The following is a 25895-nucleotide window of genomic DNA, read 5'->3' on the forward strand; positions in this document are numbered from 1 at the left end:
ATAATATCATTAAAATAGGAAGTTTCTAATCTGGTCTACAATGTATTGCCTCCTTAACACAATGTCTCTCTTATCCCATTGTAGCATATATGAAGGATCTGACCGTTGGTCTTCGGTTGCCATTATTTTTGAGAAGGCGTCAAGGACATGTGGCCTGATATACTCGCCCCTTGCGGCTTTCTTCATAATGTCAAAATGCTTCTGTGTGTATGAGGCATTACCATAACCTCTATTGATTTTATCTTGCAGAAGACAGACGTTTCCCAAAGAGTTTAGAGGTATAATTTCGTTTGTCATCTTATTGTTGAACCAATTCCTGAAGTTTTCATTGTCATGAATCAGGGGCCAATAGTAGTCAACTAATCCAAAGGCCCATTGTTCTGTTTTCTTACCGTACCCACATTTATAGGCAATCTTAATGTAATCCTTTAATGTTTCGATCCGATATCCGGTGTTTAATGGCGTTTGCGGGAAGATATGCTCTTTATCCTCTTTGACAGCACAGAAATGCTGGGAATCAAGATTGGCAATTGGGAATTTGGTTGCTTTTGAGTTCTGAATACGGATAACATCCAAGAGTACCATGACAGGAATCATTTCCTCATCGTCATACCAGTTTTGTTGGAAATTTAAATCCTCATCCGAAAGGGTTCCTCCATTATCATCGGTGGTTTTGAGTACGGATTTGATCCAACCTTTCTCCCGAATCTTCTCTTTCAAGTTCGAGATGAATGATAAGCGGTTGTGAGAAATCCACAGATTTGTGAGTTCATTGAATGTCATTCCCAGATAGACAGCGCAGTACATGACTAAATGGTACAACTCGGAATCATCGTACCAATATTCGACAAGACGCTGGATATCCTGTATATAAATAAACAGGCGACACAGATTATCAGAATGTTCAAAATACATCAGTTTAATTGTACCACTTCCTTTCAAAAGAGTATCTTCATGAATGCCAAGATATTTTTGTCCTTCATAAGTCTGAACTATCAGCTTGTAGAGGGTGTCAATGGGGTATCTACTTTCATCGAACTTTATGTGTTCTCCTTTTGAGTTGATATTTCTGGTAAAATATTTGAAATAATTCTGTCGCTCCTCGTTACACCACCAATTGTTGATTGAATCTAGTTTTAGGCCATTTTTTATACGATTCTCATTAAGAATGACATCATGCTTGATAGGATCATGAATATCTTCTACGTCCTTTCTGGCTACCCGGGTAATCACTATTGCACGAATAAGATCAGCCCCATCCAGAGGAACTCGTTTACCATTAAGGTTGTCAAACAAGTCGAACTCTTGATCTGAATTTATTTGAGGAAGGTTGACAATCAATTTTACATGGTTCAGGATTTTGTCCTTCATCATATCTTTTTTTTCTGAATGTTCCTTGAACCACGATTCGATTGTTCTACATGTATTGTACATGTAAAATATATCCTGATAATTGTATTGATCGTCTTCTTCTATGCCCAGTTCGCTCCATTCCAGCAACCTGCCTCCTTGTTGACTAGCATTGTTTTTGAATGCTGACAACTTCCAGTTAAATACATAATTTTTAAGAAAATTCATTGATTCCTCACGGACATCATATTGCAATTTCCCTTCAATCAACTCAAATTCCCCAAAATATGCTAAAAGTAACGAAAGGGTTGTAAGTCTCTGTTGCCCATCAACTACATTATAATTTCTATCCTTTTGGGCTACTATTGTAATATTCTGGAGACAATAAAAGACATCGTTATCTCCATGAGTCTCGAAAGAGTCAATATCATCTAATAATTGCTCTATATCTGTTATCTTCCATTTATATCCACGTTGATATGCTGGAATTGTAAAATGTTCTCCAGATTTAAGATATTCCGCAAATAACTCTCGTACTGAAAAAATAAGTTCCATGTTCAAATAAAGTATTATGACTTGCTATTATTCTCTATTGTTAATGTAAATATGCCAATAATCTTTAGAAAACTATACAATGCATTATACCAGTCTACAAGAACAAAAGTCAGGATATCTTTATAATTCGATTGATAATAATACTATTGTAAACTTCTCGCTTTTGCAACCTATATCTTATAATTGTAAATTACTGGATATGATTTGAGAAATTTCTTCATCGGTTGTCGTAGATTCTTGCTTATTCTTTAATGCTTTTGAGGCCTTATTTACAGCTTCGCTGGATGTGTATGGAACAATACCTGAATAGATAATATTTTCTATCTGCTCTAAGCGTAGGCGAATTTCCGATATTTGTTCCTTTGTGTATAAACCAGCTTTTATATCAGATAAAAAACCGGCATATCTGTTACGCAAATCATGCATAATTGCCGCAAATCTTTCGTTGTCGGCCGCTTTCTTTTCCAAATTCTCTGCCTTGTATTTAGTCGTAAAATAAGTTAATGCTAGTGATAAAAAGGCTATTAATGGAACAATCACTATTTCTGGCAACCATTTAAATATATTAGTAATAGCCGAAGCTGATACTAATGCAGATAAAAAAGAAAGAATTAAATTTTGCTTTTTTCTTTTAGCTAGGTAAATATCGGCTTGGCATAAATGAATTTTGTGCGTCCAGATAATTTTATTAAAACGCTCAAGAATTTCTCTATATTGAATAGCTATTTGATTATCCATGTTCTTATTCTTCTGACATATATTTTAAGACTTTTCTTAATACATCAATATAACCAGATGTTTCAACAGGCATTTCACTTCCTGGTGCGGTAAGATTAAAATTCCAAATTGGGCATGAATTATAAAGTCTCTTTTCGTAGGTGCCGGTTGGATAATCCGAGCGTTGTTCCCACTCCCTTGTCCAATGCCAATCAGCAATATAGTGATAAACGAAACTGTCAATCACAATTCCTGGAAGATGGTAACTACTGAAATGGTTATCACGAATTTCACGCATATGTTTACAAGTGTCGAATAATAAGCCATTACTTGCTGCATTTCTTTCCCTCATTGCTTGCTGTTCAATTTTAGGATCTGTTGTCAACCAGTTACCACCCATGTTCGAATCTGGGTAATCATATTTTCCGTTCCAATTCCCCAACCAATCCTCTTGACGAAAAGCTGGTAAAATTTCAAATCTAATACCATCCGTAAAGTTTATCACTACAACTTGTCCGTCCCCATGTATGTCACTCCTTGGATAGGTTTTCAAAATGGCATTTTTTAATGCTTGTAACAATCGTGATTGACCGTTACCTTTTAATATGTCATACCTTTCATATTCTCTTCTCGGCAACTCTACAAGCATATCAATATCACTCGTATCGATAGCAGTACCTCTTCCATAGGAACCTACATACAAACTATGGGTAGTTTCACTATCACTATTCCAAAATTCCGAGTTCACGGCTCTGGTTATTCGTTTATAGCGCTGAGAGACCAACAAACGTTGATCTGCACTTATTATTTCTCCTCTCTTTTTTACTGTATCCATATTAATGTATTTTAGATGCAAAAATAGTAAAACAATCAAGTTACTGAATATAATTCGCTATATTTGCGCAATAAAATTGCATCTAAGAATGAAACTAAATAGGATAAAGGCAGTCTTGTCGGACAAAGGTATTTCCCAAACGTGGTTGGCTAAAAAACTGGATAAGAGCTTCAGTATGGTCAATGCCTATGCTTGCAACAGAATCCAGCCTAACTTGGAGACACTGCAGCAAATTGCAGAGATTCTTCAGGTAGACTTAAAAGATCTGATAACAGACAAGGATGAACGTCAATAGTTTGTTCTTTGTAGATGTTATTTTTCTAGTATGCAACTTCCGATAATATAAAAATATAGGAATATATGACACCAGAAGAAAAAGCGAGGCAAAAAATAGATCAGTGGTTTACGGATGCTGGCTGGAAAGTAGTTGATAGAGACAACTACGAACCAAACTGTACTGCTGTAGCCATAAGGGAAGGACTTTTAAAAGGTAACCTAGAGGCTGACTATTTTCTTTTTATTAATGGAAAAGCCGTAGGTGTGCTTGAGGCAAAAAGAGAAGAGATAGATCCTTTTTCCAATACTGTGTGCGAACAGGCTGTTTTATATGCCCGGAATGTTCCTAATATCTATCAAGTATACCAAAAGCCTTTGCCTTTCATATTTACTTCAAATGGGAAAGACTTGTACTTCTGTGACTTTCGTAAACAGGATTCTTGTTTCAAACAAATTATGACGATTCCAACTCCTCATGAATTGGTTAAGCTGTTGGGAATAAATGATTATTTTGCCGGACTCCCAACTTTGCGAAAAAAAGGATTACGTGATTGTCAGTATGAGGCAGTTACTGAACTGGAAAAAAGTTTCAGGAGTGGGCAGAATCGCGCCTTGATGGTATTGGCAACAGGTGCAGGTAAGACATATACCGCATGTCTTGCTGCATATCGTCTTCTTTCATATACTCCAATGAGAAGAGTACTATTTCTTGTGGACAGAAATAACCTCGGGAAACAGGCAGAGGGAGAATTTGGAACTTTCCGGTTGACAGAAAATGGAGATGCATTCAATACAATATTTTCAGTGAATCGTCTTCGTTCCTCTTCTATACCATCTGATAGCAATGTCGTTATTTCAACAATACAGCGTCTTTTTTCTTTTCTGAAAGGCGATGTTATTGAGGATAATGACAACGATGATAATAATGATCCTACAGAAGAAGTTGTATTGCCTCCTAATCCCAATTTACCACATGATTATTTTGATCTGATTATCATAGATGAGTGTCACCGCTCCATTTATGGGAATTGGCGTAAGGTATTGGAATATTTTGATACAGCCAGACTTGTTGGATTGACAGCCACACCAATTCCTGAAACAATGGCATTCTTTAACAATAATCGTATAGTCAACTACACATTGGAGAAAAGTATCGTTGATGGTGTAAATGTAGATTGCCGCGTATATCGAATCAAAACTCAGGTTACAGAAAATGGCGGAGCTATATTAGAAGGAGAAAAAATCAAAGAAGAAACACGTTATACCGGAGATGTAAAAACCATTTCCAATAAAGAAACGAAAACATATACCAATAAAGAGCTAAACAGAAGTGTCATTAACCCTGCGCAAATAAAACTTATTCTCTCCACTTATCGCGATGTCGTCTATACCGAGTTGTTCAATGATCCACAGCGAGAAGCAAATTTTGACTATCTGCCAAAGACTTTGATCTTTGCTCTAAATGAGACTCATGCCAGCAATATCGTACAGATAACTAAAGAGGTATTTGGACATACAGATGACCGTTTCGTGCAAAAAATAACTTATTCCGCGGGCGATAGTAATGAATTGATACGTCAGTTCCGGAATGATAAGGATTTCAGAATTGCCGTAACTTGCACATTGGTAGCAACTGGTACAGATGTTAAGCCTCTTGAAGTATTGATCTTCATGCGTGATGTAGAATCTTTACCGCTCTATATACAGATGAAAGGACGTGGTGTACGCACAATTGGAGATGAACAGTTACGGAATGTTACCCCAAATGCGTTTAGTAAAGATTGTTTCTATTTGATAGATGCCGTAGGTGTTACTGAACACGAAAAAACAATACCTACGATAACTGATGAGCCGACTACAAAGATTATTACTCTTAAAGAGCTGTTGGAACAGATTACCCATGGTTACCTTCCTGACGAGCATCTGAAACGTCTTGCTGCAACACTTTCCAGAATATATAACAAAGCTGATAATTCACAGCGAACTGAGTTCGTACGTTTAGCAAATGACGACATGAAAGAACTTGCTTCAAGGATTTACGAAGCATTTGAAAATAATATTCTGCCGCCATTCATAAGTACTAAAGAGCCTAATAACGAACGGAAAGGTTTAGTAGCTCCGCTTGCAAATCATGCAGATGCGCGTCGATATCTGCTTATTCTTGCTGCCGGGTTTGTCAACACACTAATGCCTGGTGAAGACACGCTTGTATCTAAAGGTTTTTCAATAGAAGAAGCTAAAAATACCATAGAAGCCTTTGAAGATTTTTGCAAAGAACATAGTGATGAAATAGAAGCTCTACGTATAATTTATAATAATGAAGGAGAGCCAATTACCTATTCAATGCTAAAAGATTTGGAAAACAAACTCAAGATGGCTAACAATCATTTTACTTCCAAGCAATTATGGAACTCATATGCCATTCTGAATCCAAATAGCGTTCGACGTTCTTCTACAAAAGAGGAGAGCGATGCTTTGACTAATATCATACAGCTTGTACGTTTTGCTTTACACCAAATTGAGCGGTTAGATAGTGTTGTTTCTACATCTAAACAATATTTCAATCTATGGTTAGGACAAAACCAGCGCGAAATAACAGATAAACAACGTGAAGTCATCAGTCGTATTGTAGATTATATTGCTTCCAACGGAGCTTGTACAATCAAAGAGATTCGTGAAGATGATGCAACTCAGGCAGCACAGATGATCCGTGCCTTTGGCAATATGCAGAAAGCTAACGAAGCTTTACACTCTCTATACACATTTGTAGTTTTAAGAAAAGCAGCATAATAATGACAACCATACAAATAATAGATAGCATAAGATTAAATCGAACTGGTTTGCAAACAAAAGATGCAAATGGTCGATGGGTCAATGTACATAAGCAACAAGGGGATTTAGATGGCGCATGTTCTATTTATTCCCTTGTGATGGCAATGCTATGCCAGGGGATGATTGAAGAGCAAGATATTAAACTGTATAATTTCCCCGATAGGCGTACTCCAAAAGGCAAATTCTTATATCATTTTTTCTATGAGCAAGGTTTTATTCAAAATGGTTATAACTATACAGCATTAGCACGAGAAATCAACGAACAGCCATTTGAAATTAGGGCAATACACAAAAGGCCAAGAACTAATGATGATAGAATTGAATTGATAGGGCAATTCGTAAGCCAGAATACTCCAGTTATAATCTCGACAGAATTCAATGATGGTGCACATGCTTTATTGGCTATAGGAATAGAAAGCGATGAGAATGACGTCATAACTAAAATTTTCTGTCTAGATCCAGGAGCTCCATCTCCAAAAGTATCTCCGTGGAATTGTTTTATCGATGTGTCAAAGGAGGGTAAATCTCAATATCCATTCTATTATGTAACTGAAGTAAATACTTATAAAGTTACATTAGATGACATGTTTATAGTAGAACATAAAAATTTTGAATAGGAAATATGGCAAAAAAGAATACAACAGAGCAGACACTTACAAAAAAAGTCTGGAATATGGCAGATGTACTGGCAGCAGCCGGTGTCGGTTTTACAGACTATATAACTCAGCTTACCTATCTCCTTTTCTTGAAAATGGATGATGAAAACGCAGAATTATTTGGAGAATCTGCAATTCCAAATGGTTATCAATGGAAGGATTTAAAGTCTCTTGATGGATTTGATTTGGTCAAACAATACGAGGAAACTTTAAAGCACCTAAGTAGTCAGGACAATCTGATTGGTACCATCTATACAAAAGCCCATAATAAGATAGAAATTCCTGTTCATCTTAAAAAAGTCATTACCATGATTGATGAGGAACAATGGCTGATCATGGATGGAGACGTGAAAGGTGCTATCTACGAAAGCATCCTTGAGAAGAATGGGCAGGACAAGAAAAGTGGTGCCGGTCAGTACTTTACTCCACGTCCACTCATCAAAGCAATGGTAGATTGCATAGCTCCACAAATTGGAGAAACAGTTTGTGACCCGGCCTGCGGCACCGGAGGTTTCCTCTTGACTGCATACGATTATATGAAAGAACAGTCTGCCAGTAAGGAGAAACGAGATTTCTTGCGCAACAAGGCACTGCACGGCGTAGATAACACTCCATTGGTAGTAACGCTTGCATCTATGAACCTATATTTGCATGGTGTAGGAACAGACCGGAGCCCGATTGTTTGTGAGGATTCCTTGGAGAAAGAACCATCCACTCTTGTAGATGTAATACTTGCCAATCCTCCTTTCGGCACACGTCCGGCAGGCTCTGTCGATATTAACCGCCCGGATTTCTATGTAGAAACGAAGAACAATCAGTTGAACTTTCTTCAACACATGATGCTGATGCTCAAAACCGGAGGTCGTGCAGCTGTAGTATTACCAGACAATGTCCTTTTTGAAGGTGGTGCTGGGGAAACAATTCGCAAGAAGTTACTCTCAGACTTCAACTTACACACGATACTTCGTTTGCCTACAGGTATTTTCTATGCACAAGGCGTAAAAGCAAATGTATTGTTCTTTTCCAAAGGTCAACCGACAAAAGAGATTTGGTTCTATGATTACCGTACTGACATCAAACATACGCTTACTACTAATAAATTAGAGAGACATCATTTGGATGATTTTGTTACATGCTATAATGCAGGAAATTTAGAAGGACGCAAAGAGACATATGATGCAAACAACAATCCTCAAGGGCGTTGGCGTAAATATCCGGTAGATGATATTCTCACCCGTGACAAGACAAGCCTTGATATAACCTGGATAAAACAAGGAGGAAAGTCTGATGACCGCTCCTTGGCTGAATTGATGGCTGATATAAAAGAGAAAAGTAAAACTATTAGTTTAGCAGTAGCAGAACTTGAGAAGCTGCTTGCAAACATAAATGAAGATTAAGCGTATGAAGGATAACGACATCGCAATATCAACAGAACAACAATTTGGAGAAATCATAGATATTATTCTCCAACATAAAAGTAATGCTTCAAGAGCCGTCAATGAAGAGTTGCTACTCACAGCATGGCATGTAGGTGGATATGTATCTGCTAAACTGAAGAGCAAAGAATGGGGAAGTAAGGTTGTTTCTCAATTATCCGAACACATACGTTCGCAACGTCCTGACATCAAAGGATATAGCAAAAGAAGCATATACAATATGGTAATGTTTTATGATGAGTATTCATCAGAAACGTTCATAGCAACAATAAGAAAATATTTGAACACTGAATTTGTGCAGATGCCGTCTGCACAAATTGCTGCGAGCAATAATATATCGGAAACGTCTGTAATTTTACAGCCGATGGTTACACACACCCAATCAACATCTGGGCAAATGCCCAGAATATTGGAACTAACTACATTGTCCAATCATATAGAAATTCTTTGTCGCTGCAAGAGCAATGAAGAACGCATATTTTATATCCTCTATGCCAATAAGGAACATCTTTCTTATAAAGAAATGCAGCGTTGCATTTCCAATCAGACTTATACGGCTTTATTAGGAAGCAAGGACAATATGTCAAAAGGATTACTGGAAAGATATCCTAATGCGCCACTCATGTTCAAAGACACCCTGTTCGTAGATTTTCTCAATCTGCCGAAAAAGCATAGCGAAACAAAACTAAGGAACGGTCTGGTAGAACACATGAAACAGTTTATTCTTGAACTGGGAAAAGACTTTATATTCATGGATCAGGAATACCGTCTTAATATTGGTACATCTACATTCAAGGCCGATTTACTGTTCTTTCATCGCGGCTTACAGGCATTGGTTGCTGTAGAGTTAAAAAAGACAAAGTTTCATCCTCGTGACCTTGGACAGTTAGAATTTTATCTGGAAGCACTCGACCGCGATGTAAAACGCTCCAACGAAAATCCGTCTATCGGTATTATTCTCTGTCCTGAAGCAGACCGGGTAGTAGTAGAGTACGCTATGAGTCGCAGCATGAGTCCTACCATGATTGCTGAATACAAACGCATACTCATTCCTCAAGAACGCATGCAGCAGCAATTGAATGAGTTCTGCAATCTATTCTTAAATAAAGACTGATTCAAAAAAATCAGATGGAAAAACTTTAAATAACCAATCTCTAAATTAAATAGAATCTGTATGGCAAAAGAAATAGAACCGAAACTACAAACTATTGGAGTTTATCTGAAAAAAACAGACATTTTTCGTATTCCTGAATATCAAAGAGCATATTCTTGGAATATATCAAATTGCGATAAGTTGTGGCAAGATATCGAATCTTATATAGATCAAGACGCTGAAGATCCGTATTTTTTTGGAACAATCATTATTGATTGTTCAATGAAAGGTTACCTGAATCTAATAGATGGGCAACAAAGAACGACAACGTTTCTACTCCTTCTCAAAGCCATGCATTTGAGAATAACTGAAATTCTAAACAATATGGCTGACACCGAAGAGGCTGCAGGACTTAGGAGAAGTTTACAGCAAAGTTTGGATTCAATATTTGAAATTTTATATCGGGCAGATGTGAGAAAACAGATAGAAATTGAGAAAAACTGGGATAAAGCCAAAGGAGTGCAAATCATAGAAAATGTATCCATCAACGAACTTCATAAAAATGAATTGAAAAATATAATCGAAGCCAAGACTTTTGCTGATGCAGAAAAAATGGTTTATAAGTTTCCTCGAAAACAAAAAGACAATAAATACACCAATTTTTTCCGTAATTTTAAATCATTCTATGAGCGTTTGCTCGTTTATCAAGAATCAAATCTTGATGTATTGGCCAATGGCTTCCTAAATAAGTGTCAGATCATAGAAATTAAAAGTTGGCAGATTGAGCAAGCTATAACGATGTTTAATTCACTGAATTCAACTGGCATGCCTTTGTCTGATGCAGATATCATATCTGCACACCTTTTTTCTCATGCACCCAATAAAGCGAACTTTAAAGAAATTTGGGAGCCTATAATACATAAAGCTGACGAATTAAGCCAAAAGAGAATCGTCAATATTGATAGTGTGCTTCAACAATTTATGTATATAAATCGTTCCAAAGAACATCAATATGAGGAAGGCCAGCTGACAACGCCAGGTGTAAGAAAATACTATACAGTCCTGTATCCAGAGCTTTTAGAAGATCCTATCAAAATATGCAATAATTTCAGCAAAATTTTAAGGATATGGGACAAGATCCAAGGGTTTCCAATTACAAAACTACTGTTGAAGTTTAATGAAAACTTCAAATTGTTTCTTATTTCTTACCTTTATAGAATTCCTGAGGAAAAAATATCAGAGCGTGATATCACGCCAATCATGGAATGCTTGCTTCGGTTGTTCGCACTTCTTGAAGTTGGAGATTTTGGTTTCTCCTCACGTTATTTCAAAACATTCCTTTTCAATGAAAATTTTAAATTAGTTGATCCAAATTATTCGATAGACAAAATTATCGAAGATTTCGATTCCCATATTAATTCTGTTTGGAAAGAAGAAGATGTAATTGCAGACCTTAAAGAATACGATAAAAATATTTTGGTTTACCTTAATGAATATATTTATGCTAGGGAACATAAATTACATTTTGACTTTGTCCAAGATAAAGTCAATGTAGAGCACATTATGCCTGCAAGTGGGCATAACATAGACGCTATTCGTGCTGATGCCCAGATGACATTAGAGGAATTTGATGATATGGTCAACCTTCTAGGAAACAAAATTTTATTGGAGGAAGATATCAATAAGTATATTGGGAGGGATTGGTTTAAAACAAAGAAAGGAACACTTGTGCAAGACAAAAAAGGATATGTTGGAAGTAGTTTTGGTATAGCAACATCCTTGTCTTCATATCCATCTGATTCATGGGGAAAGAATGATATCGAATTTGCAAATCGGAAAGCAGCCGATAGAATCTGTAATTTTATATTTAACAAACCGCAAGAAATTAAAGAGTAGTGGATACCAAAATATTACGTCAAAAAATACTAGATCTTGCCATTCGCGGCAAACTCGTACCGCAGGATCCAAATGATGAGCCTGCATCAATTCTGCTCGAACGAATCAAGGCTGAAAAAGAACGACTGATAAAGGAAGGCAAAATCAAGCGGAGCAAGAAGTCTGCAAAGACTTCTGATACGCCCCATTATGAGAATGTACCATTTGAAATTCCAAGTTTGTGGGAGTGGACAACCATAAATGATATTTCTAAATCCATTTTGTACGGTGTAAGTGAATCCGCAAAGACTAATGGGAAATACAGGCTTTTACGCATTACGGACATTCAAAACAACAGTGTACAATGGGATTCTGTTCCATATACAGATTTCGATGAAAATAAAGCAAAATCATATCTACTAAGCGATGGCGATATTTTGTTTGCTAGAACCGGCGCAACTGTTGGTAAGTCATATTTGGTACAAGGATTGACAGAAGGAGCTATTTATGCTTCATATTTGATTCGAGTCCAGACTTATGATGCAGTATTGCCTCAATACCTCAAGTTCTATTTTGAGTCAGGTTATTATTGGGAACAAATAGAACAAGGATCTGTTGGAGTGGGACAGCCCAATGTAAATGGAACCATATTAGGTAATTTACATGTTCCTATACCACCATTACACGAACAGTTCAGAATTGTTTCTGAACTTTCAAAATGGATGGGTATAATTGATATTATTGAAAATAGTCAAACCGATCTACAGGCTCTCATCAAGCAAACCAAAAGCAAGATACTAGACCTCGCCATACATGGAAAGCTAGTACCACAAGACCCTAATGACGAGCCTGCTTCTGAATTGATCAAACATATCAATCCAAAAGCTGAAATCACTTGTGATAACGGACATTATACGCAGTTACCTGTGGGATGGTGCAAATGTCTTTTAGAAGACATAGTTAAATACGAACAACCTCAAGCCTATATTGTCAATTCAACTGATTATAATGACAGCTATTTGACTCCTGTTTTAACTGCCGGGAAGTCTTTTATTATAGGATACACTAATGAGACAGAAGGTATTTATCAGAATACGCCTTGTATCATTTTTGATGACTTTACCACAGATTCCAAACTTGTTGATTTTCCCTTTAAGGTAAAATCATCTGCCATGAAAATCCTAAAAGTGACAGACGATATAGAAATTGAATATGTTGCTATGTTTATGAGCATAAAACGACTTATTGGCGATACTCATAAACGTTATTGGATTTCAGAATACTCTAAACTTTGCATACCAATACCACCAAAAGAAGAACAAAAGCGTATAATCAATATTGTAAAGATGGCGTTTAAAAAACTTGACGCAATAATGGAGAACTTATAAAATCTCCATTATTGTGTCCAGTCTGCTATACATTGAATTTATTGCAGCAACGATTCTTACTTGTTCCTTATAAGGAGGTACAGGTACTTCTATTGCCTTAAATAGTTTTTTATCCAGGTGAGGTATTGCCGAACCTACTTTATTCTCTCGCAATGCTTTACGATGTAGATTTATAACATGTAAGATATATTCTGCAAACATGTTTTTATTGATATGTAGTTGCTTGAATGTGCTACCTTGATAACTGATTGCATCACTTTAAATGTACCGTCCATGTCACTTTCAAATGTACCGGGCATATCAGAATGAAATGTACCGTCTGTATCACTTTGAAATGTACCGCCTGTAGCGGAATGAAATGTACCCCCCGTTAACCAGTGCCGGCATGGTCGGGGCAGATTCTTCGGGATGGTCGCAAACGGTTTGACGAGGTAACTTTGTGGTAAAGGTAATACCACAGGGCTATGGCAAATGTAAAAGCGACAATGACAGACATCAGAGTAATTATCCGCGAGTTTTCCCGCGGGACATCACTACGTGAGATGGAGCGCAAGCTGAAACTCAGCCGCACATCTTTGAGGAACTACCGGGACCGTGCGGAAGCATCCGGCAGGAGCATGGTGGACCTTCTTGCCTTGAACGATGCGGAGCTTCAGGCAATCATGCTGAAAGGCGACGGGCATCGCGGCAGGGACTCCGACAGGTATGGCTTCATGCAGGAGAGAGTAGAAGACTATGCAAGGGACATGACGCGCAAGCACATGACCTATGACGTTCTGTATGAGGAATACCTGAAGAGCACAGACAATCCATACGGTTACACCCAGTTCAAGGCGATCATCCAGGAATATGAAAGGAATCACGACTACAAGTACCATAACGTGTACGAACCCGGGCGCGAGATGCAGTTCGACCTTGCGGGCGACAATCTATGGATAGTAGATAAAGACACGGGAGAAGCGGTCAAGGCGATTGTTCTTGTCTGTGTCCTGCCGTACTCGATGCTCAGCTATGTGACCGCACTGCCAAGCGCAAAGATGGAATATCTCTTCCAGGCACTGTCAAGAGCCGTCAGATACTTCGGCGGTGTAGCCGAGGTCTCAAAGACAGACAACATGCGCCAGTGGATAAGGAAGACAGACCGCTATGAGCCGACCCTGAATGAGGCCGCGCGCCAGTGGTGCCTTCACAACGGGACCGAGCTGGACGAATGCCGCCCTGCCAGGCCACGGGACAAAGGCCCGGCAGAAAGCCTTGTCAACCAGACATACAGATACTATTACAGCCGTATCTGCCGCGACACCTTCTTTTCTTATGACGAGCTCAACGGCAGGCTGGATGAGTTGAATGACATGTTCAACGACAGGCCCCGCAAGAACAGGACATACAGCCGCAGAGAGCAATACGAAAGGGAGGAACGTCCGTATATGCTCCCATTGCCGCCAAAGCCCTTCCTCCTGAAGTACACCAAGGAAATAACCATCAACTCCACCTATCACTTCCAGGTGGACAGGAATCACTTCTACAGTGTTCCATATCAGCATATAGGCAGGAAAGCCAAGGTCATATACGATGCGGAGACGGTTGAAGTCTGGATCGGACTGGACAGGATAGCGGTACACGACAGGAAGCGCTCTGACGGATACTCCACAGTCGAGGCCCACATGCCGGAAAAGCATATGGCATACAGACGCTCAAAGGAAGTCAATGCCGCCTATCTCCAGTCAAAGGCCAGTCAGATAGGTCCTCACACACGTGAGTCCATAGACTGCATACTGAAGTCCGCCCTGTTCGTGCAGCAGGCATACCGCTCCTGCCAGGGTGTCCTGCGCCTGGCCGTAAGATACGGGGCGGACCGGCTGGAGGCAGCCTGCAGACGGATAGAGCCGAAGACCGCGTCCACATACAAACGCATAGAGGCAATACTCAAGAACAATCTGGATGACATACCCCTGACACCGTCGGATACGGCTTCATACATGCCCCGGAACGACAACGTGAGAGGTGCGTCCGCGTATCAATAGGACAACCATGCCGGCACACAAATGAATACAAGACAATGAACACACAAGAAACGATCCTCCAGCTGGAGGGACTTAAACTCAAGGGCATGGCGGAATGCTACAAAGCCCTTCAGAGTATGCCTGCAAGCCAGTGGCCTGCTTTGGACACCTTTATTGCAAGACTTGCTGAAGCGGAACGGCAGTACCGCAACCGCAAGAGGACAGAAATGTACCTCAAGACCAGCAAACTGCGCTACAATGCCGTAATGGAAGATGTAATCTGTTCGGAAGAGAGGAATCTGGGCAAGGAGATGCTGCTCGAACTTATGGACTGCACTTTCATAGACAGAGCCGAGAATCTTCTCATAGACGGCAGGACAGGATGCGGGAAATCGTTCCTGGCATGTGCCATCGGAAGACAGGCCTGCTTCATGGGACACAGGGTGGAATACTTCTCCATGAACAAGTTCATCGAGCGTATAGCCCTCGCCAAACTTGACGGAAGCCTTCTTAAGGTCATCAACCGCATCGAGAAGAATGACCTCGTCATCTTTGATGACTTCGGACTGCAGCCGCTTGACAACAACTCACGTCTGGCCCTGCTCCAGATCCTGGAAGACTGCTATCAGAGGAAATCCGTAATCGTGACATCACAGCTCCCCGTATCCAAATGGTATGACTACATCAATGAGCCTACCTTGGCTGACGCAATCATGGACCGCCTCACCGCTAACGCGGTTCGGATTGAGCTAAAAGGTGACTCGATGAGAAGAAAAAATCAGAAATAATCTTAACTTTGCCGAACCGAAAGCGACCATGTCTGAAGTGGTACATTTGAAAACGCTCCAGGGGGTACATTCAATGTGATATAGTCATGATAACCTTCAATCTGCGTTCTGAACACTTCTCCAGAGTTTTCGCCATCAACTAAAATCAATAGGCTATTGGCTACTACATATCGTCCATTTGTCAAGGTCTTAAAGTCCCGTTCTCCTCTTAGATATTTTACGTCAAGGTTTGGCATTTCTTTACCATCAAGTTTTTCTCCATCCGTCAAAGAACATAGCATTTGCATTGGAGCTACTACCCACCCAATAGGCAAGTTCGTATAATGTCCGTTAGGTTGCGCTTTATATTGTTATCGTATTCATCAAAAACAAAAACTGATATGATAACAAAATTTAATGACTATCTTGCCAAAACAAACTTGGCAAAGAACACAGTGGCTTCGTATGTATGGACGGTGAACTACTTTTTCAGTCACTATGGGGAAGTGAACAAGAAAAACCTGTTGGCATACAAAGGATACTTGGTTGAAAACTTTAAGCCTCAAACCGTAAACCTTCGGCTACAGGGTATTAATAAGTATTTGGAATTTTCCAAGCATGATAGACTGAAGGTAAAGTTTGTCAAAGTGCAGCAAAAGAACTTCTTAGAGAATGTTATCAGCGATGCCGACTACAAGTTTCTGAAAGCACAGTTAAAGGCCGATGGTTATGAAGATTGGTATTTCGTGGTATGGTTTATGGCGGCGACAGGTGCACGGGTAAGTGAACTGTTGCACATAAAGGTTGAACATGTGAAGGTGGGTTATCTAGACCTTTATAGTAAAGGTGGTAAGGTGCGTCGTTTATACATCCCCAAAAACTTGCGAAGCGAGGCTTTGCAATGGTTGAAAACGAAAGGTGTTACAAGCGGTTATCTTTTTCTCAATCGTTTCGGACAACGCATTACAACACGAGGTATTGCCCAGCAACTTAAACATTTTGCCGATAAGTATGGACTGAACCGTGATGTTGTTTATCCTCATTCTTTCCGCCACCGCTTTGCCAAGAACTTTCTTGACCGTTTCAACGACCTTGCATTACTTGCCGACCTTATGGGGCATGAAAGTATTGAAACTACTCGCATCTATCTGCGGCGTACAGCTAGCGAACAACAAAAGATTGTTGACAAGGTTGTAAATTGGTAGCATAAGATCTTAGAAGCGTATTTTCCTACGCTTCTAAGGCTTTTTGAATGTTGTCAAGAGTTGAAAATAACTCTTCTATTCTTGCAACGATACGTTGCTGTTCTGCAAGAGGAGGTAAGAAGATTTGCATATTTTCTAAAACCCCAATATATAATTCTTTTTGGTTTGTACTTCCTGCAAGATTCTTTTCCATATACTGTTGTATAGAGTCAGAAGATATATAAGCATAAATATACTGAGGACAAATACTTTTTAACACTCTTACGACAGAAACATGTGAATCAGGAACTACAAATGGATAGTTGCCCAAGCAATTTGTATTAAACAATCTTGTTCTTCCAACAGTGCCAGTACCCGTTGAATTTACAAGGATATCCCCAGTTTGTAATTTGTAAACTTCATTCCACTTGTTGATAGTAGAAGGATCTAAAAATCTTGCTTGCTCTAATGATACGTCACCATCTTTTAGATTACATTTTTGAGCAAATACTGGGTATGTTTTATCGTCTTCCGAGTATTTGGGTGATTTTCCTCTTGACAAGAAAGAACATATATCAACCAATTTGCAGGCACACCAATTTTTAGGAATATTCCTATACTGTCCGTTATCACAAGGTGTGAAGTCAGGATTTATGCGTTTAAGCAGATTCAAAGCAGGCTCGTCATTAGAGTCTTGTGGTACTAGCTTTCCATGTATAGCAAGGTCAAGAATCTTGTTTTTGATACTAATAATGAGGGCTTGTAACTCTATAGTTTCGTATTCGACAGCTTCAATGAGGAGGTCATACTTAACGACTTCGTTTATTATACGTTCTACTTCGTTTAAAGGGGGTAATGGTATTCGCATATTTTGAGATTGGGTCAATGATATGTTAACTTGACCAGCTGATCCTCGTGTCGCGATAGAATTGATCTCTGACATTTCCTCTAAATATGCCTTCAGGTATGGCACTAGCACTTTTTTAAATTTATAAGGGCGTATTAGGACAGCAGCCTGATTGAAATTCGCTTGTGGTAATGTTGCTGGAATTATTGCAAGTTTACCAAGAGGTGGCCCGACAATATTCATAATAAGGTCGCCAACTTCTGTACGCGAACGCAGAAGTTTCCCATTATGTACTTCTTCTGTAATATATTGCGGATGGTAAGCAAAATCTATTTTCTGATTTCTAAGATTGTACATTTTTATGTAAGGGATACCATTCTCAACAAAGCAAGTTTTATCGGGTGTACTTCCTGATGCTACATAAGCAATATCTTCTAACCTGCACCACACCCATCCTTTCGGCACCGCAAACGGTACATTCCCATAATGGGGCGTATGTAATGTAAATTTTAATCATAATAAAAACAAGGTGCGCTATAAATATTCGATACGGCACACCTTGATAAATTATCTTCTTCGGTAACTATGTTTATTTTTCATTGACACCTCTAATGCGGTTTTTATACATCGTCGTTTATACACCTCTTCCTCTTCATCCGGTCTTCTTCCATCCCAGCGAAGGTCGGAGTCGGCGTTGCCACCGCCTCCGCCGGATGAAACAACAACAGGTTGTCCGCCAATCAAAGCATCAGCGATAGAGAAGATTCGTTCCCGTACAGAAGGCTCAGCCAGCTGGTCAAGAACTATTTGCATCTGTTCAGTCTGACTATCGTTGAGAGCCGTCAGTCGTGCATACTCCTGTTGCAGCCATTTAAACTCCCGATAGTCCAGCAACGCATTATTCTGCACCGCCTGTATTTGCTGTTCAGCATCCTTCCGATACCGTTCTTCAATCTGACGGACAATCTTCACGAATCGGCTGGCGATAGATCTGTTCTGATCCTCAATCCATTTGTCAACACCGAATATCGGAGGTTTACCAGTGATCCGTGGCGGCTCAAAATCTATCTTGTGATTGCGGAAAGGTTGCACCACTCTACCGACACGGTCTATATTGTTTGTCATCTGCTCCAGTTCCTGCTCCTTTTCTTGAAGCTTACATGCCCTGTCTTCAAGTTTTGACTGGTATTCGGAAATCTGTTTTTGTATCCTGGTCTTTTGAATTTCATATTCCTGAAGAGCGATTTTACCGGAAGTCAGAGACTTCTCAATTTCTTCAAGTTGGGATTGAGACCTGAATATCTGTGCTTCCAACCTCCGTATCATAGTTTGCAGCCCCTTGACTGCTTTTTCCGCCTGTTTAGCATCTTTGGACAGTTTCCGGATATAATCGCGTTTACCAAGATGGCTGACGTTCCGTCCTTCAATACTGTCACCACGTTCCAGCCCGTACTCGCTCCCAACCTCTTCATATAGTGAGGTGTGCATTTCCCGAAGAATATGGCCATACCCATAACGGCTCTTGCCAAACTTAGCCGACCACATGACGCATTCGCGTCCGCTTTTGGCTCGTTGTCCGACAGGAACAATCAAGGCATGGATATGCGGGCTGCTCTCATCAAGATGAACCTGAAAACCGATGATATTTTTCTGTCCGTACCGTTTGGCGCACCAGTCATAGACATCTTTTGCCCATTGTTCGATTTCCGGACATCGCTGGAGATGGCTGTTGTCTGCACCCTTATCCAGATTTACGGTTTGGGTTCCAAATGCCATCTCAAGCGTACGGTCATGATTGCCTCCGAAGATAAATTTCGCACAACAGTTTGGTTGAATTTTGCTGTCCGGCTTGAAGGGTTTCCAGCCCAGTTCAGTCAACCGTTCCTGCAAACGTACTTCAAGCGATTTCTCTTGATAGCCTAACGGATGAACTTTCCCATCGGGCCCAATCTCAAAATTCAGTTTCATTCGGGTCTTGTCATAGTGATTGGTCGGATCCTGATTCTTTCTGTCAATCTTGTCGTCATTCCAATGCCTTTCGTTTTCATTCGCCTCTGCTGTGCCGAATGACTTCCCGGCTTCAACATGCATGGCCTGTTTAATATCTGTGTTCATATAGGGTATTTTTTTGATAAATGACTAATATTTGAGCTTGCTCTTGTGCCAGTCCACTCTGCGGGACAATGACCGGATTTTATTGCCGTCAGGCAAAAAGTCCTTATTGTGTTAAGGACTTTCTATAAATCCTCGGAACAAGTTCCTTTACTATTCAATAAGTTCCAGATCCAGTTCATCAATGAGCAACTGCAATGCTGGATTACGTTGTATCATCTGATGGAGTATCTGCCTCTTTGATGGTGAATACAGAAAGAAGTCTGCAATGTCCAATCCTTGGCTGCGTTGCTCTTCATCGGATGTACATTCCAAGACATTGGACACAACAACCCGTTTACATATTCCAGACAACAAAGCAGACTTTTCTTTCCATTGTTCGGTTGCTCCTAGATCAGGGATGAGAGTAACCTCCCTGCCTTTGAGGGCCTGCATGGCTTCACTATTGAAACAACCGTTCTTTCCACCTGTTGCCAGCCATATATAATCGGGGATAAAATGGCTCATTACAACAGCGGTCTTTTCACTTTCCACCAGCATTACCGGAGACGATGAATTTTTCAGAAGATGTTCTCCAAACAGACATTGCTTCAAATGGAAATCCTGCAACTTCAACTCGGAATGCGCCCAGCTGACAAAAGCCTTAGGCTCTTTAACCCGATGGCCTGTCTCAGCATTATAGCACATTACCTTGCCGGTTCTTACCTGCCCATTTATATCTGTCTGCCAGAAAACCGCTGCACCTCCCCATTTTGAAGATGTCCCTATGCGATACATTTCAAACAATCTGGTTGTCTCATCTTCACCAAACACCTGACAGAAATACTGATATAAGGGGTTGATTGAATAATGTGACAGACTCCTTAACACATAAGATGAAGGAATATACGAAGGAACAATACAAGACGGAGTTTTATCTGCCGTCTTATGAGGGACAGAAAGAAGTGACTTACCGCTTCCCTCATCCATTTCCAATACATCAGGATTATCCTTGAAGTATTCCTTAGGTGTATAGTGGTAGCCACAACTGTTTTCATGATCACACTTGCCGACATTACCGGGAAAGCTAATGCTGCCTTGTTCATCAACATACCTGACAAAACACCGGCTTTTACCACAGTTCGGACAAGTAGTCTTGCTTCCAGGGCGGTATTTCTGCAAATGGAATCTGTATTCACTCATGGTCCTCTGATTTTAGTGTGGTTGCACTCTGCACTTTTGCACTTTGAGAAGATTGCACGGTATCTTGACAAGATGAAAGTGCAATAGTGCAAGGTGCATCAGTATTTTCTGTCATAAGTTTGCGATAGACTCCATGCTGAAGCTTTTCTATAAGAGGGTGCTTAAGCCGGCATAATTGGTCAAGCGCATAATAGACGGTACGTCGGGACATATCAACTTTTCTACCGGCAATAACAGCCTCCCCGGAAGTAAACCGATCTTCCAACAGAGAAAGCCACGCTTCCTTAGTTTCGCCGATACTGTTTATGACAATGGCTTCCTGAATCCTCCTGTATGTTTCCTCATAATAATCAATCATACGGATTGCCGATTCTACGGACTCCCGCTCAATATATTGCATATCTCCACTATCAGTAGCCCATTTCATTACCTGAAACAACAGGGCAAGACGTGCTACATGGCCGTTGAGTTTCATCTTTCGGCTTTCAACATCCGCATCATCCTCAATGGCATTTACAGCATCGATAATTCCATTGTACCATTCATAAAAGTATTCTTCCGCATCGTCAGACATTGTAATGATACGGGGATTGACCGTTGTACCCTTGTCATCAAGGATACAGGGGATGCTTAGGATTCTGTTGATTATTGTCCTCCATTGATTCATGATATCAGGACGGGCTGTATTCCGTTCTTCCCGTCTCCATCCGGATATCTTCCTGTTTTTAGGATAGACAAACAGAAAACGGTCAAGCAATCCGTTGGCAAGGAATTCTGCACGGAAGACTTCCTGCAGCATATTCGTCTGTACTGAACCGATGACATTTATACATGGATTCTTGATTAGAACAGGACGTGATTCTGATTTGCGGATAATCTTTAACGGCTGTCCGCTATAAGCTGTCAGCAGATCTTCAATGAGGTTGTTCTTGCTGTTGTACCTTTTGACGGAATTGAACAAAGCCAGGATTTCATCGACGACCAATGTTATCCCACGCTGATTATGCTGATGAATATTCATCATCGCCTCCGGGGTGGAATCATAAATGACCGTCGTTACAAAATTCGGTTTCTTGAGCAGTTGTTCTTCCCCCTCACTTCCGTGCTTGCCTGCTGACATGGCTCTTTCATATTCGTCATATTCCTCGTTATATTTCTCATGCAGCCGGTCATCATACTCATTAATAGGCTTATAGATAAAACCGAGGGGAGGAGTCTTTCCGAGCCCGGGACGACCGACCAGCATCATATAAAGGGATGGGCAAGTTTTCCACTCGCCCTTTATCCGGATATGACAAGAGTTGCCTATTGCTGTAGCAACAGCAGAAAGAACAATAGACGCAGTATATTCCACATTGAAATTTTCGTATCTGGCAAGATTGAGGATAATCTCCTGTATCTTATCCGGGAAGGCATCTAACGGAAGACCTGTTTCCGGAATGCCTTCCACTTCCGAACGAAGCATGTTGGTCAAATGAACGGTGTTAAACATAGCCACCTCCTTCCTGCTTTGGAAGTTCATCACCAATAGCGAAAGCTTCATAATGGAAACGACGCAGAAAGCGGTCTACGTCTTCTTGCGTGTACCAGTATTTATCACCTTCACGCGAGTAGCCGAGATAGCCGTTGTCTCGCAACTTTTTCAGATACTTTTCTTTGATGTTCAATTTCTCCATCAAAGACTTGTTGTCATATAGACGGTGTCCGCCTTCATGAGCCGGAGGCGGCAGTTTCTCTTGTCTCTCCACTATGCTGAGAATCTTTTCAAGCAATTCCCGGTCGCATAGCTTCTCTACATTCGTTTCTTTAGCCATACTTAAAACAATTATGGCCGATTGCCCTGATGCACACTCAGACCTTCAGCCTGGTTATACGATATGGTACGATTGTGCACATCGCACCAGAATCACGGCACGAATGTATGAAATAGCTGAGGACTAATAAGTTACAATAAATTATCCAATGTTAGGAAAGGTGTTATGGAAAGTTATGATTCTGTCACAACTTTGTATGTAACCAGTTGATTACCAGTAATAAAAAAGAGGAAAATAAAATTGAAAAAAATCGAAGATTGCCAGATGAAGCGAAACAAAATGCATAACAAGCCAGAAGCTAAGACTTGCCAAGAACGAAGATAATACCCTTCGTTTTTTATCACTTCTGAAAAAACTTGTCAATTTCTCCGGCATTGTTAGGGACGGGCATATCCCTCCTGTTCTGCCGGGACTGTCCGATACCGGTCTGTTCAAATAGTGCGTTAAGCTCGACATCGGGAAAGAGTCCGTTGCCGAATTCCCAAAAAGTCTTCTGTTCGTATTTGGAATATTCAGGATAATCGCCGCAATATATTCGACCACACATATAGGCAAGAAGAGCCTTTGTCCCTTTCCAGCTATAATGGGACCCGACCTCTTCAATATATCCGGCTTCTATTGCTTTCGCAAAGATTGTACGGGCAAGTGAAGTATCAAGTCTTCCCGACAATACAACCCCTTTTGGGGAATCCGGACATTCTGACTGATTATCTATGGCTTGAACGGTTTGCTGATTCTTTTCCCTAAGTTTGATGTGCAGTTTTTCTGCTCCGTATGCAAATAGCCCCGATAAGATAAGGGCGGTGACAATGCCTGTTATAACGACAGGATCAGGATGATTGTCCTTTACCGGATCAATTATCCCAAGTCCTATAAGGAGCAGAGTTCCTATAAAAAATACTATTGCAGCAGACCACATGATTATCCTATGGTGCTTATTAAAGATAGTAGAAAGCAGCAATACCAGAACAAATGCGCACACCAGCAATAGGAATACCTGCGTAATAGTCATCTCAAGTCAATTTAGGTGTAAAATTAATGAATGTTTTCAATAGCCATCTACATTCATCAGACAATTTCGAGAGAAGCAAAATCCTCTTTCAGACGTGCCACTTCCGCCGACAGCGTTTCGGGCAGGAATTTGGCATATACCTTTTCGGTGACATCCGTACTTCCATGACCGAGCAAACGACTGACAACCGACATGGAAAGTCCCTTGTTCAGAGCAAAGACCGCAAACGAATGCCGGGCCACATGCATTGAGAGGGTAAACGGAAGCCCTATCTGTTCTCCGACAACCGCCAGCGACTGATTGATACATTTCGTCGCATTGTTACGGGCTTTGTACAGAGCTTCTGCATCATCAAGATCCAGATCATCCTTTACCAAGTTGAATACATACCGGCATCCGGCACGTTTCTCCTGCCAACGATGCAGAATATTCAGGGCAGGTTCCGTAAGAGGAATTACATGGCGCTTGTTCGTCTTGATCATAATTTTTCTCAGTTCCTTCTTCTCAAAATTTACATGCCCCCACTGCAATGTCATCACATCGACAACACGGAGTCCACAGGCATGGAAGGCAAAGAAGAACATTTCCAAAAACTCCTTACGGCGCGGTTCGGTGCAGGCATGGTAATATTCCAACAACGCAGACATCTGTTCTTTTGAAAGATACTTGCCGTCAAACTCATTGTCTTCGTCTGCAAGAGATATCTTTGAGGCGATACGCATATCCTGAATCCTCGCATTGACGGCATGGTCTATCATCTTCATTTCGGAAGCATAGGCACATGCCTTCAGAATCGGAGTCAAGGCATGGTTGATCGTTGCATCGCTGTTCTGTTTTATCTCACGCCGCCACCTGATGTATTCGTCAATCAGTTCAACCGATATTTCACCTAAATAGATACTGTCCGGCTTGTAGGTACCGTTCTTTGTTGCACGGAGAAAGATACGGAAGATATTCATGCCGCTCTTGCCGTTCTCATAGCGGCTGCGTCCGATTCTGTTCCGGGAATAGTCAGATTCGAGCCTTTCCAAAACAAACTCGATAAAATCCTTCCCTTTGTCCTCCCGTGTGAGCGGTTTGTCTGCCAGAAAGTCGGCGATCACCTGAGCCGTAATCTGATTGGGATGTTTTTCCTGATATTCGGCCAGCAGTCCGTCGATCTTGTCCGCACGGGCAAGCAGCAGACTGTTGATCCGGTTGGCCTCCGGACCATAACTCGCCCTCACACCTCCGCGTCCCTTGTTGGCTTTCTCATTCCAGTCGCCCAGCCGGACAAAGATGTTCATGCCCTTGCGTATCACCTGCCGGTTCCTGGTGTATTCAAGCTGGACAAGATACTGTTTGGCTGGATCGATCTCACCCCGGATATGCAGGCGATAGCGTCCCAATGGATATAGTCGTTTCGGTCGTCCCATACTGGAGATGTTTGAAATTAAAAAACAGAGGTTGCGGTAATACTCACAAACCTCTGTAAAGGTAATGAATTTTGTCCAAACAAATCCCGATTTTTCCTCCGAAAAACGTATTTTGTCCAAATAAACCACGCCATTTGAGGCGGTCAAACACTGTTGTCCAAATAAATTAAATCCCGCCAATCTTATTGATTGACAGGGATTTAATAGTAGTTTTTGCGCTTAAAATTGCACTAATATTCCTCCTCGTTGAAGAAGAAATCTTCTTTGGTAGGGTAGTCCGGCCAAATGTCTTCTATGCTTTCGTAAATCTCGCCGTCATCATCCAGGTCTTCAAGATTCTCGATTACTTCGAGCGGAGCTCCGGATCTGGTGGCGTAATCGATCAGTTCCTCTTTGGTTGCTGGCCAAGGCGCATCTTCCAATCTGTAAGCAAGCTCAAGTGTCCAATACATCGTTCTGTCAGTTAAATCGTTAAACTTTCTTTGACTGTCCCTCCGGTTTCCATTGTTCCAGTCGGGGCGCAAAGATAAAAACTTTTTTCAGACC

The 25895-nt window shown here is 40.7% G+C and carries 21 protein-coding genes and 1 pseudogene; 10 read left to right on the forward strand and 12 right to left on the reverse strand.

Features of this window, described 5'->3' with window-relative positions:
• Positions 1-9: 9 nt before the first annotated feature.
• The 3 genes from B5F83_RS06310 to B5F83_RS06320 all read right to left on the reverse strand — a co-directional run bounded on the left by B5F83_RS06310 (position 10) and on the right by B5F83_RS06320 (position 3457).
• On the reverse strand, positions 10-1905 hold the full coding sequence (locus B5F83_RS06310) for a DUF262 domain-containing protein (protein ID WP_087277994.1): 1896 nt from the start codon (positions 1903-1905) through the stop codon (positions 10-12).
• A 177-nt stretch (positions 1906-2082) separates the two neighbouring features.
• Positions 2083-2643 carry an SLATT domain-containing protein gene (locus tag B5F83_RS06315; RefSeq protein ID WP_087277991.1) on the reverse strand — a complete coding sequence of 187 codons (561 nt, stop codon included), beginning with the start codon at positions 2641-2643 and terminating at the stop codon, positions 2083-2085.
• Positions 2644-2647: 4 nt separating this feature from the next.
• Positions 2648-3457 (reverse strand): nucleotidyltransferase domain-containing protein, encoded by an 810-nt coding sequence (locus B5F83_RS06320; RefSeq protein ID WP_087277988.1) that lies wholly within the window; start codon positions 3455-3457, stop codon positions 2648-2650.
• Between the two features lie 88 nt (positions 3458-3545).
• Here B5F83_RS06320 and B5F83_RS06325 point away from each other — a divergent pair, with 88 nt between their 5' ends.
• From B5F83_RS06325 to B5F83_RS06355, 7 genes are all read left to right on the forward strand, one after another.
• Entirely contained in the window at positions 3546-3752 is a 207-nt protein-coding gene (locus tag B5F83_RS06325; RefSeq protein ID WP_087278405.1) for a helix-turn-helix transcriptional regulator, read from the forward strand.
• A 65-nt stretch (positions 3753-3817) separates the two neighbouring features.
• Positions 3818-6523 carry a DEAD/DEAH box helicase family protein gene (locus tag B5F83_RS06330; RefSeq protein ID WP_087277984.1) on the forward strand — a complete coding sequence of 902 codons (2706 nt, stop codon included), beginning with the start codon at positions 3818-3820 and terminating at the stop codon, positions 6521-6523.
• A gap of 2 nt (positions 6524-6525) precedes the next feature.
• The gene (locus B5F83_RS06335; RefSeq protein ID WP_087277981.1) at positions 6526-7182 is read left to right on the forward strand and encodes a hypothetical protein; all 657 of its coding nucleotides are present in this window, start codon (positions 6526-6528) and stop codon (positions 7180-7182) included.
• Between the two features lie 5 nt (positions 7183-7187).
• Positions 7188-8618 (forward strand): class I SAM-dependent DNA methyltransferase, encoded by a 1431-nt coding sequence (locus tag B5F83_RS06340; RefSeq protein WP_087277978.1) that lies wholly within the window; start codon positions 7188-7190, stop codon positions 8616-8618.
• A 4-nt stretch (positions 8619-8622) separates the two neighbouring features.
• On the forward strand, positions 8623-9771 hold the full coding sequence (locus tag B5F83_RS06345; RefSeq protein WP_087278402.1) for a PDDEXK nuclease domain-containing protein: 1149 nt from the start codon (positions 8623-8625) through the stop codon (positions 9769-9771).
• 60 nt (positions 9772-9831) lie between these two features.
• Complete coding sequence (locus tag B5F83_RS06350) at positions 9832-11646, forward strand: DUF262 domain-containing protein (RefSeq protein WP_087277975.1); 1815 nt, start codon at positions 9832-9834, stop codon at positions 11644-11646.
• Positions 11646-13013: a restriction endonuclease subunit S gene (locus B5F83_RS06355; protein WP_087325280.1), complete on the forward strand. Its 1368-nt coding sequence runs from the start codon at positions 11646-11648 to the stop codon at positions 13011-13013. Before B5F83_RS06350 ends, B5F83_RS06355 begins: the two co-directional genes overlap by 1 nt.
• On the opposite strand, the pseudogene B5F83_RS06360 reads toward B5F83_RS06355, so the two are convergent.
• Positions 13008-13256: pseudogene (locus B5F83_RS06360) on the reverse strand (restriction endonuclease subunit S); the annotation flags it as partial. The gene B5F83_RS06355 and the pseudogene B5F83_RS06360 sit on opposite strands and share 6 nt — an antisense overlap.
• Before the next feature lie 221 nt (positions 13257-13477).
• On the opposite strand from B5F83_RS06360, the gene istA reads away from it, so the two are divergent.
• The 3 genes from istA to B5F83_RS06380 all read left to right on the forward strand — a co-directional run bounded on the left by istA (position 13478) and on the right by B5F83_RS06380 (position 16988).
• Complete coding sequence (gene istA / locus B5F83_RS06365; protein ID WP_087280781.1) at positions 13478-15037, forward strand: IS21 family transposase; 1560 nt, start codon at positions 13478-13480, stop codon at positions 15035-15037.
• A 35-nt stretch (positions 15038-15072) separates the two neighbouring features.
• Positions 15073-15804, forward strand: coding sequence for an IS21-like element helper ATPase IstB (istB, locus tag B5F83_RS06370; RefSeq protein WP_087280784.1), 732 nt, complete (start codon positions 15073-15075; stop codon positions 15802-15804).
• 380 nt (positions 15805-16184) lie between these two features.
• Positions 16185-16988, forward strand: coding sequence for a tyrosine-type recombinase/integrase (locus B5F83_RS06380; RefSeq protein WP_087280787.1), 804 nt, complete (start codon positions 16185-16187; stop codon positions 16986-16988).
• A gap of 25 nt (positions 16989-17013) precedes the next feature.
• On the opposite strand, the gene B5F83_RS06385 is transcribed toward B5F83_RS06380, so the two are convergent.
• The 8 genes from B5F83_RS06385 to B5F83_RS06420 form a co-directional block, all read right to left on the reverse strand.
• Positions 17014-18279: a restriction endonuclease subunit S gene (locus B5F83_RS06385; RefSeq protein ID WP_087325282.1), complete on the reverse strand. Its 1266-nt coding sequence runs from the start codon at positions 18277-18279 to the stop codon at positions 17014-17016.
• 102 nt (positions 18280-18381) lie between these two features.
• Positions 18382-19929: a MobV family relaxase gene (mobV, locus tag B5F83_RS06390; RefSeq protein WP_087278976.1), complete on the reverse strand. Its 1548-nt coding sequence runs from the start codon at positions 19927-19929 to the stop codon at positions 18382-18384.
• A gap of 150 nt (positions 19930-20079) precedes the next feature.
• Positions 20080-21108, reverse strand: a complete 1029-nt coding sequence (locus tag B5F83_RS06395) for a DUF6371 domain-containing protein (RefSeq protein ID WP_087278973.1) — start codon at positions 21106-21108, stop codon at positions 20080-20082.
• The gene (locus B5F83_RS06400; protein WP_087279004.1) at positions 21101-22600 is read right to left on the reverse strand and encodes a DUF3987 domain-containing protein; all 1500 of its coding nucleotides are present in this window, start codon (positions 22598-22600) and stop codon (positions 21101-21103) included. The genes B5F83_RS06395 and B5F83_RS06400 overlap by 8 nt, the downstream gene beginning before the upstream one ends.
• Positions 22593-22922, reverse strand: a complete 330-nt coding sequence (locus tag B5F83_RS06405) for a helix-turn-helix domain-containing protein (RefSeq protein WP_055212302.1) — start codon at positions 22920-22922, stop codon at positions 22593-22595. Before B5F83_RS06405 ends, B5F83_RS06400 begins: the two co-directional genes overlap by 8 nt.
• A 340-nt stretch (positions 22923-23262) precedes the next feature.
• Complete coding sequence (locus B5F83_RS06410; RefSeq protein ID WP_087278970.1) at positions 23263-23934, reverse strand: DUF2975 domain-containing protein; 672 nt, start codon at positions 23932-23934, stop codon at positions 23263-23265.
• Between the two features lie 56 nt (positions 23935-23990).
• The gene (locus B5F83_RS06415; protein WP_087278967.1) at positions 23991-25349 is read right to left on the reverse strand and encodes a tyrosine-type recombinase/integrase; all 1359 of its coding nucleotides are present in this window, start codon (positions 25347-25349) and stop codon (positions 23991-23993) included.
• Positions 25350-25579: 230 nt separating this feature from the next.
• On the reverse strand, positions 25580-25801 hold the full coding sequence (locus tag B5F83_RS06420; RefSeq protein ID WP_087278964.1) for a DUF2795 domain-containing protein: 222 nt from the start codon (positions 25799-25801) through the stop codon (positions 25580-25582).
• Positions 25802-25895 lie beyond the last annotated feature (94 nt).

The sequence above is a fragment of the Muribaculum sp. An289 genome (assembly GCF_002159555.1).
Lineage (GTDB): Bacteria > Bacteroidota > Bacteroidia > Bacteroidales > UBA932 > Merdivivens > Merdivivens faecigallinarum.

What these genes read in the sequence shown, in the direction of transcription:
- B5F83_RS06415 (WP_087278967.1), bottom strand. Translation starts at nt 25,349, where the DNA reads ATGGGACGACCGAAACGACTATATCCATTGGGACGCTATCGCCTGCAT.
- B5F83_RS06380 (WP_087280787.1), top strand. Translation starts at nt 16,185, where the DNA reads ATGATAACAAAATTTAATGACTATCTTGCCAAAACAAACTTGGCAAAG.
- mobV (WP_087278976.1), bottom strand. Translation starts at nt 19,929, where the DNA reads ATGAACACAGATATTAAACAGGCCATGCATGTTGAAGCCGGGAAGTCA.
- B5F83_RS06350 (WP_087277975.1), top strand. Translation starts at nt 9,832, where the DNA reads ATGGCAAAAGAAATAGAACCGAAACTACAAACTATTGGAGTTTATCTG.
- B5F83_RS06400 (WP_087279004.1), bottom strand. Translation starts at nt 22,600, where the DNA reads ATGTTTAACACCGTTCATTTGACCAACATGCTTCGTTCGGAAGTGGAA.
- B5F83_RS06395 (WP_087278973.1), bottom strand. Translation starts at nt 21,108, where the DNA reads ATGAGTGAATACAGATTCCATTTGCAGAAATACCGCCCTGGAAGCAAG.
- B5F83_RS06345 (WP_087278402.1), top strand. Translation starts at nt 8,623, where the DNA reads ATGAAGGATAACGACATCGCAATATCAACAGAACAACAATTTGGAGAA.
- B5F83_RS06405 (WP_055212302.1), bottom strand. Translation starts at nt 22,922, where the DNA reads ATGGCTAAAGAAACGAATGTAGAGAAGCTATGCGACCGGGAATTGCTT.
- B5F83_RS06335 (WP_087277981.1), top strand. Translation starts at nt 6,526, where the DNA reads ATGACAACCATACAAATAATAGATAGCATAAGATTAAATCGAACTGGT.
- B5F83_RS06340 (WP_087277978.1), top strand. Translation starts at nt 7,188, where the DNA reads ATGGCAAAAAAGAATACAACAGAGCAGACACTTACAAAAAAAGTCTGG.
- B5F83_RS06325 (WP_087278405.1), top strand. Translation starts at nt 3,546, where the DNA reads ATGAAACTAAATAGGATAAAGGCAGTCTTGTCGGACAAAGGTATTTCC.
- B5F83_RS06310 (WP_087277994.1), bottom strand. Translation starts at nt 1,905, where the DNA reads ATGGAACTTATTTTTTCAGTACGAGAGTTATTTGCGGAATATCTTAAA.
- istB (WP_087280784.1), top strand. Translation starts at nt 15,073, where the DNA reads ATGAACACACAAGAAACGATCCTCCAGCTGGAGGGACTTAAACTCAAG.
- istA (WP_087280781.1), top strand. Translation starts at nt 13,478, where the DNA reads ATGGCAAATGTAAAAGCGACAATGACAGACATCAGAGTAATTATCCGC.
- B5F83_RS06410 (WP_087278970.1), bottom strand. Translation starts at nt 23,934, where the DNA reads ATGACTATTACGCAGGTATTCCTATTGCTGGTGTGCGCATTTGTTCTG.
- B5F83_RS06330 (WP_087277984.1), top strand. Translation starts at nt 3,818, where the DNA reads ATGACACCAGAAGAAAAAGCGAGGCAAAAAATAGATCAGTGGTTTACG.
- B5F83_RS06315 (WP_087277991.1), bottom strand. Translation starts at nt 2,643, where the DNA reads ATGGATAATCAAATAGCTATTCAATATAGAGAAATTCTTGAGCGTTTT.
- B5F83_RS06320 (WP_087277988.1), bottom strand. Translation starts at nt 3,457, where the DNA reads ATGGATACAGTAAAAAAGAGAGGAGAAATAATAAGTGCAGATCAACGT.
- B5F83_RS06420 (WP_087278964.1), bottom strand. Translation starts at nt 25,801, where the DNA reads ATGTATTGGACACTTGAGCTTGCTTACAGATTGGAAGATGCGCCTTGG.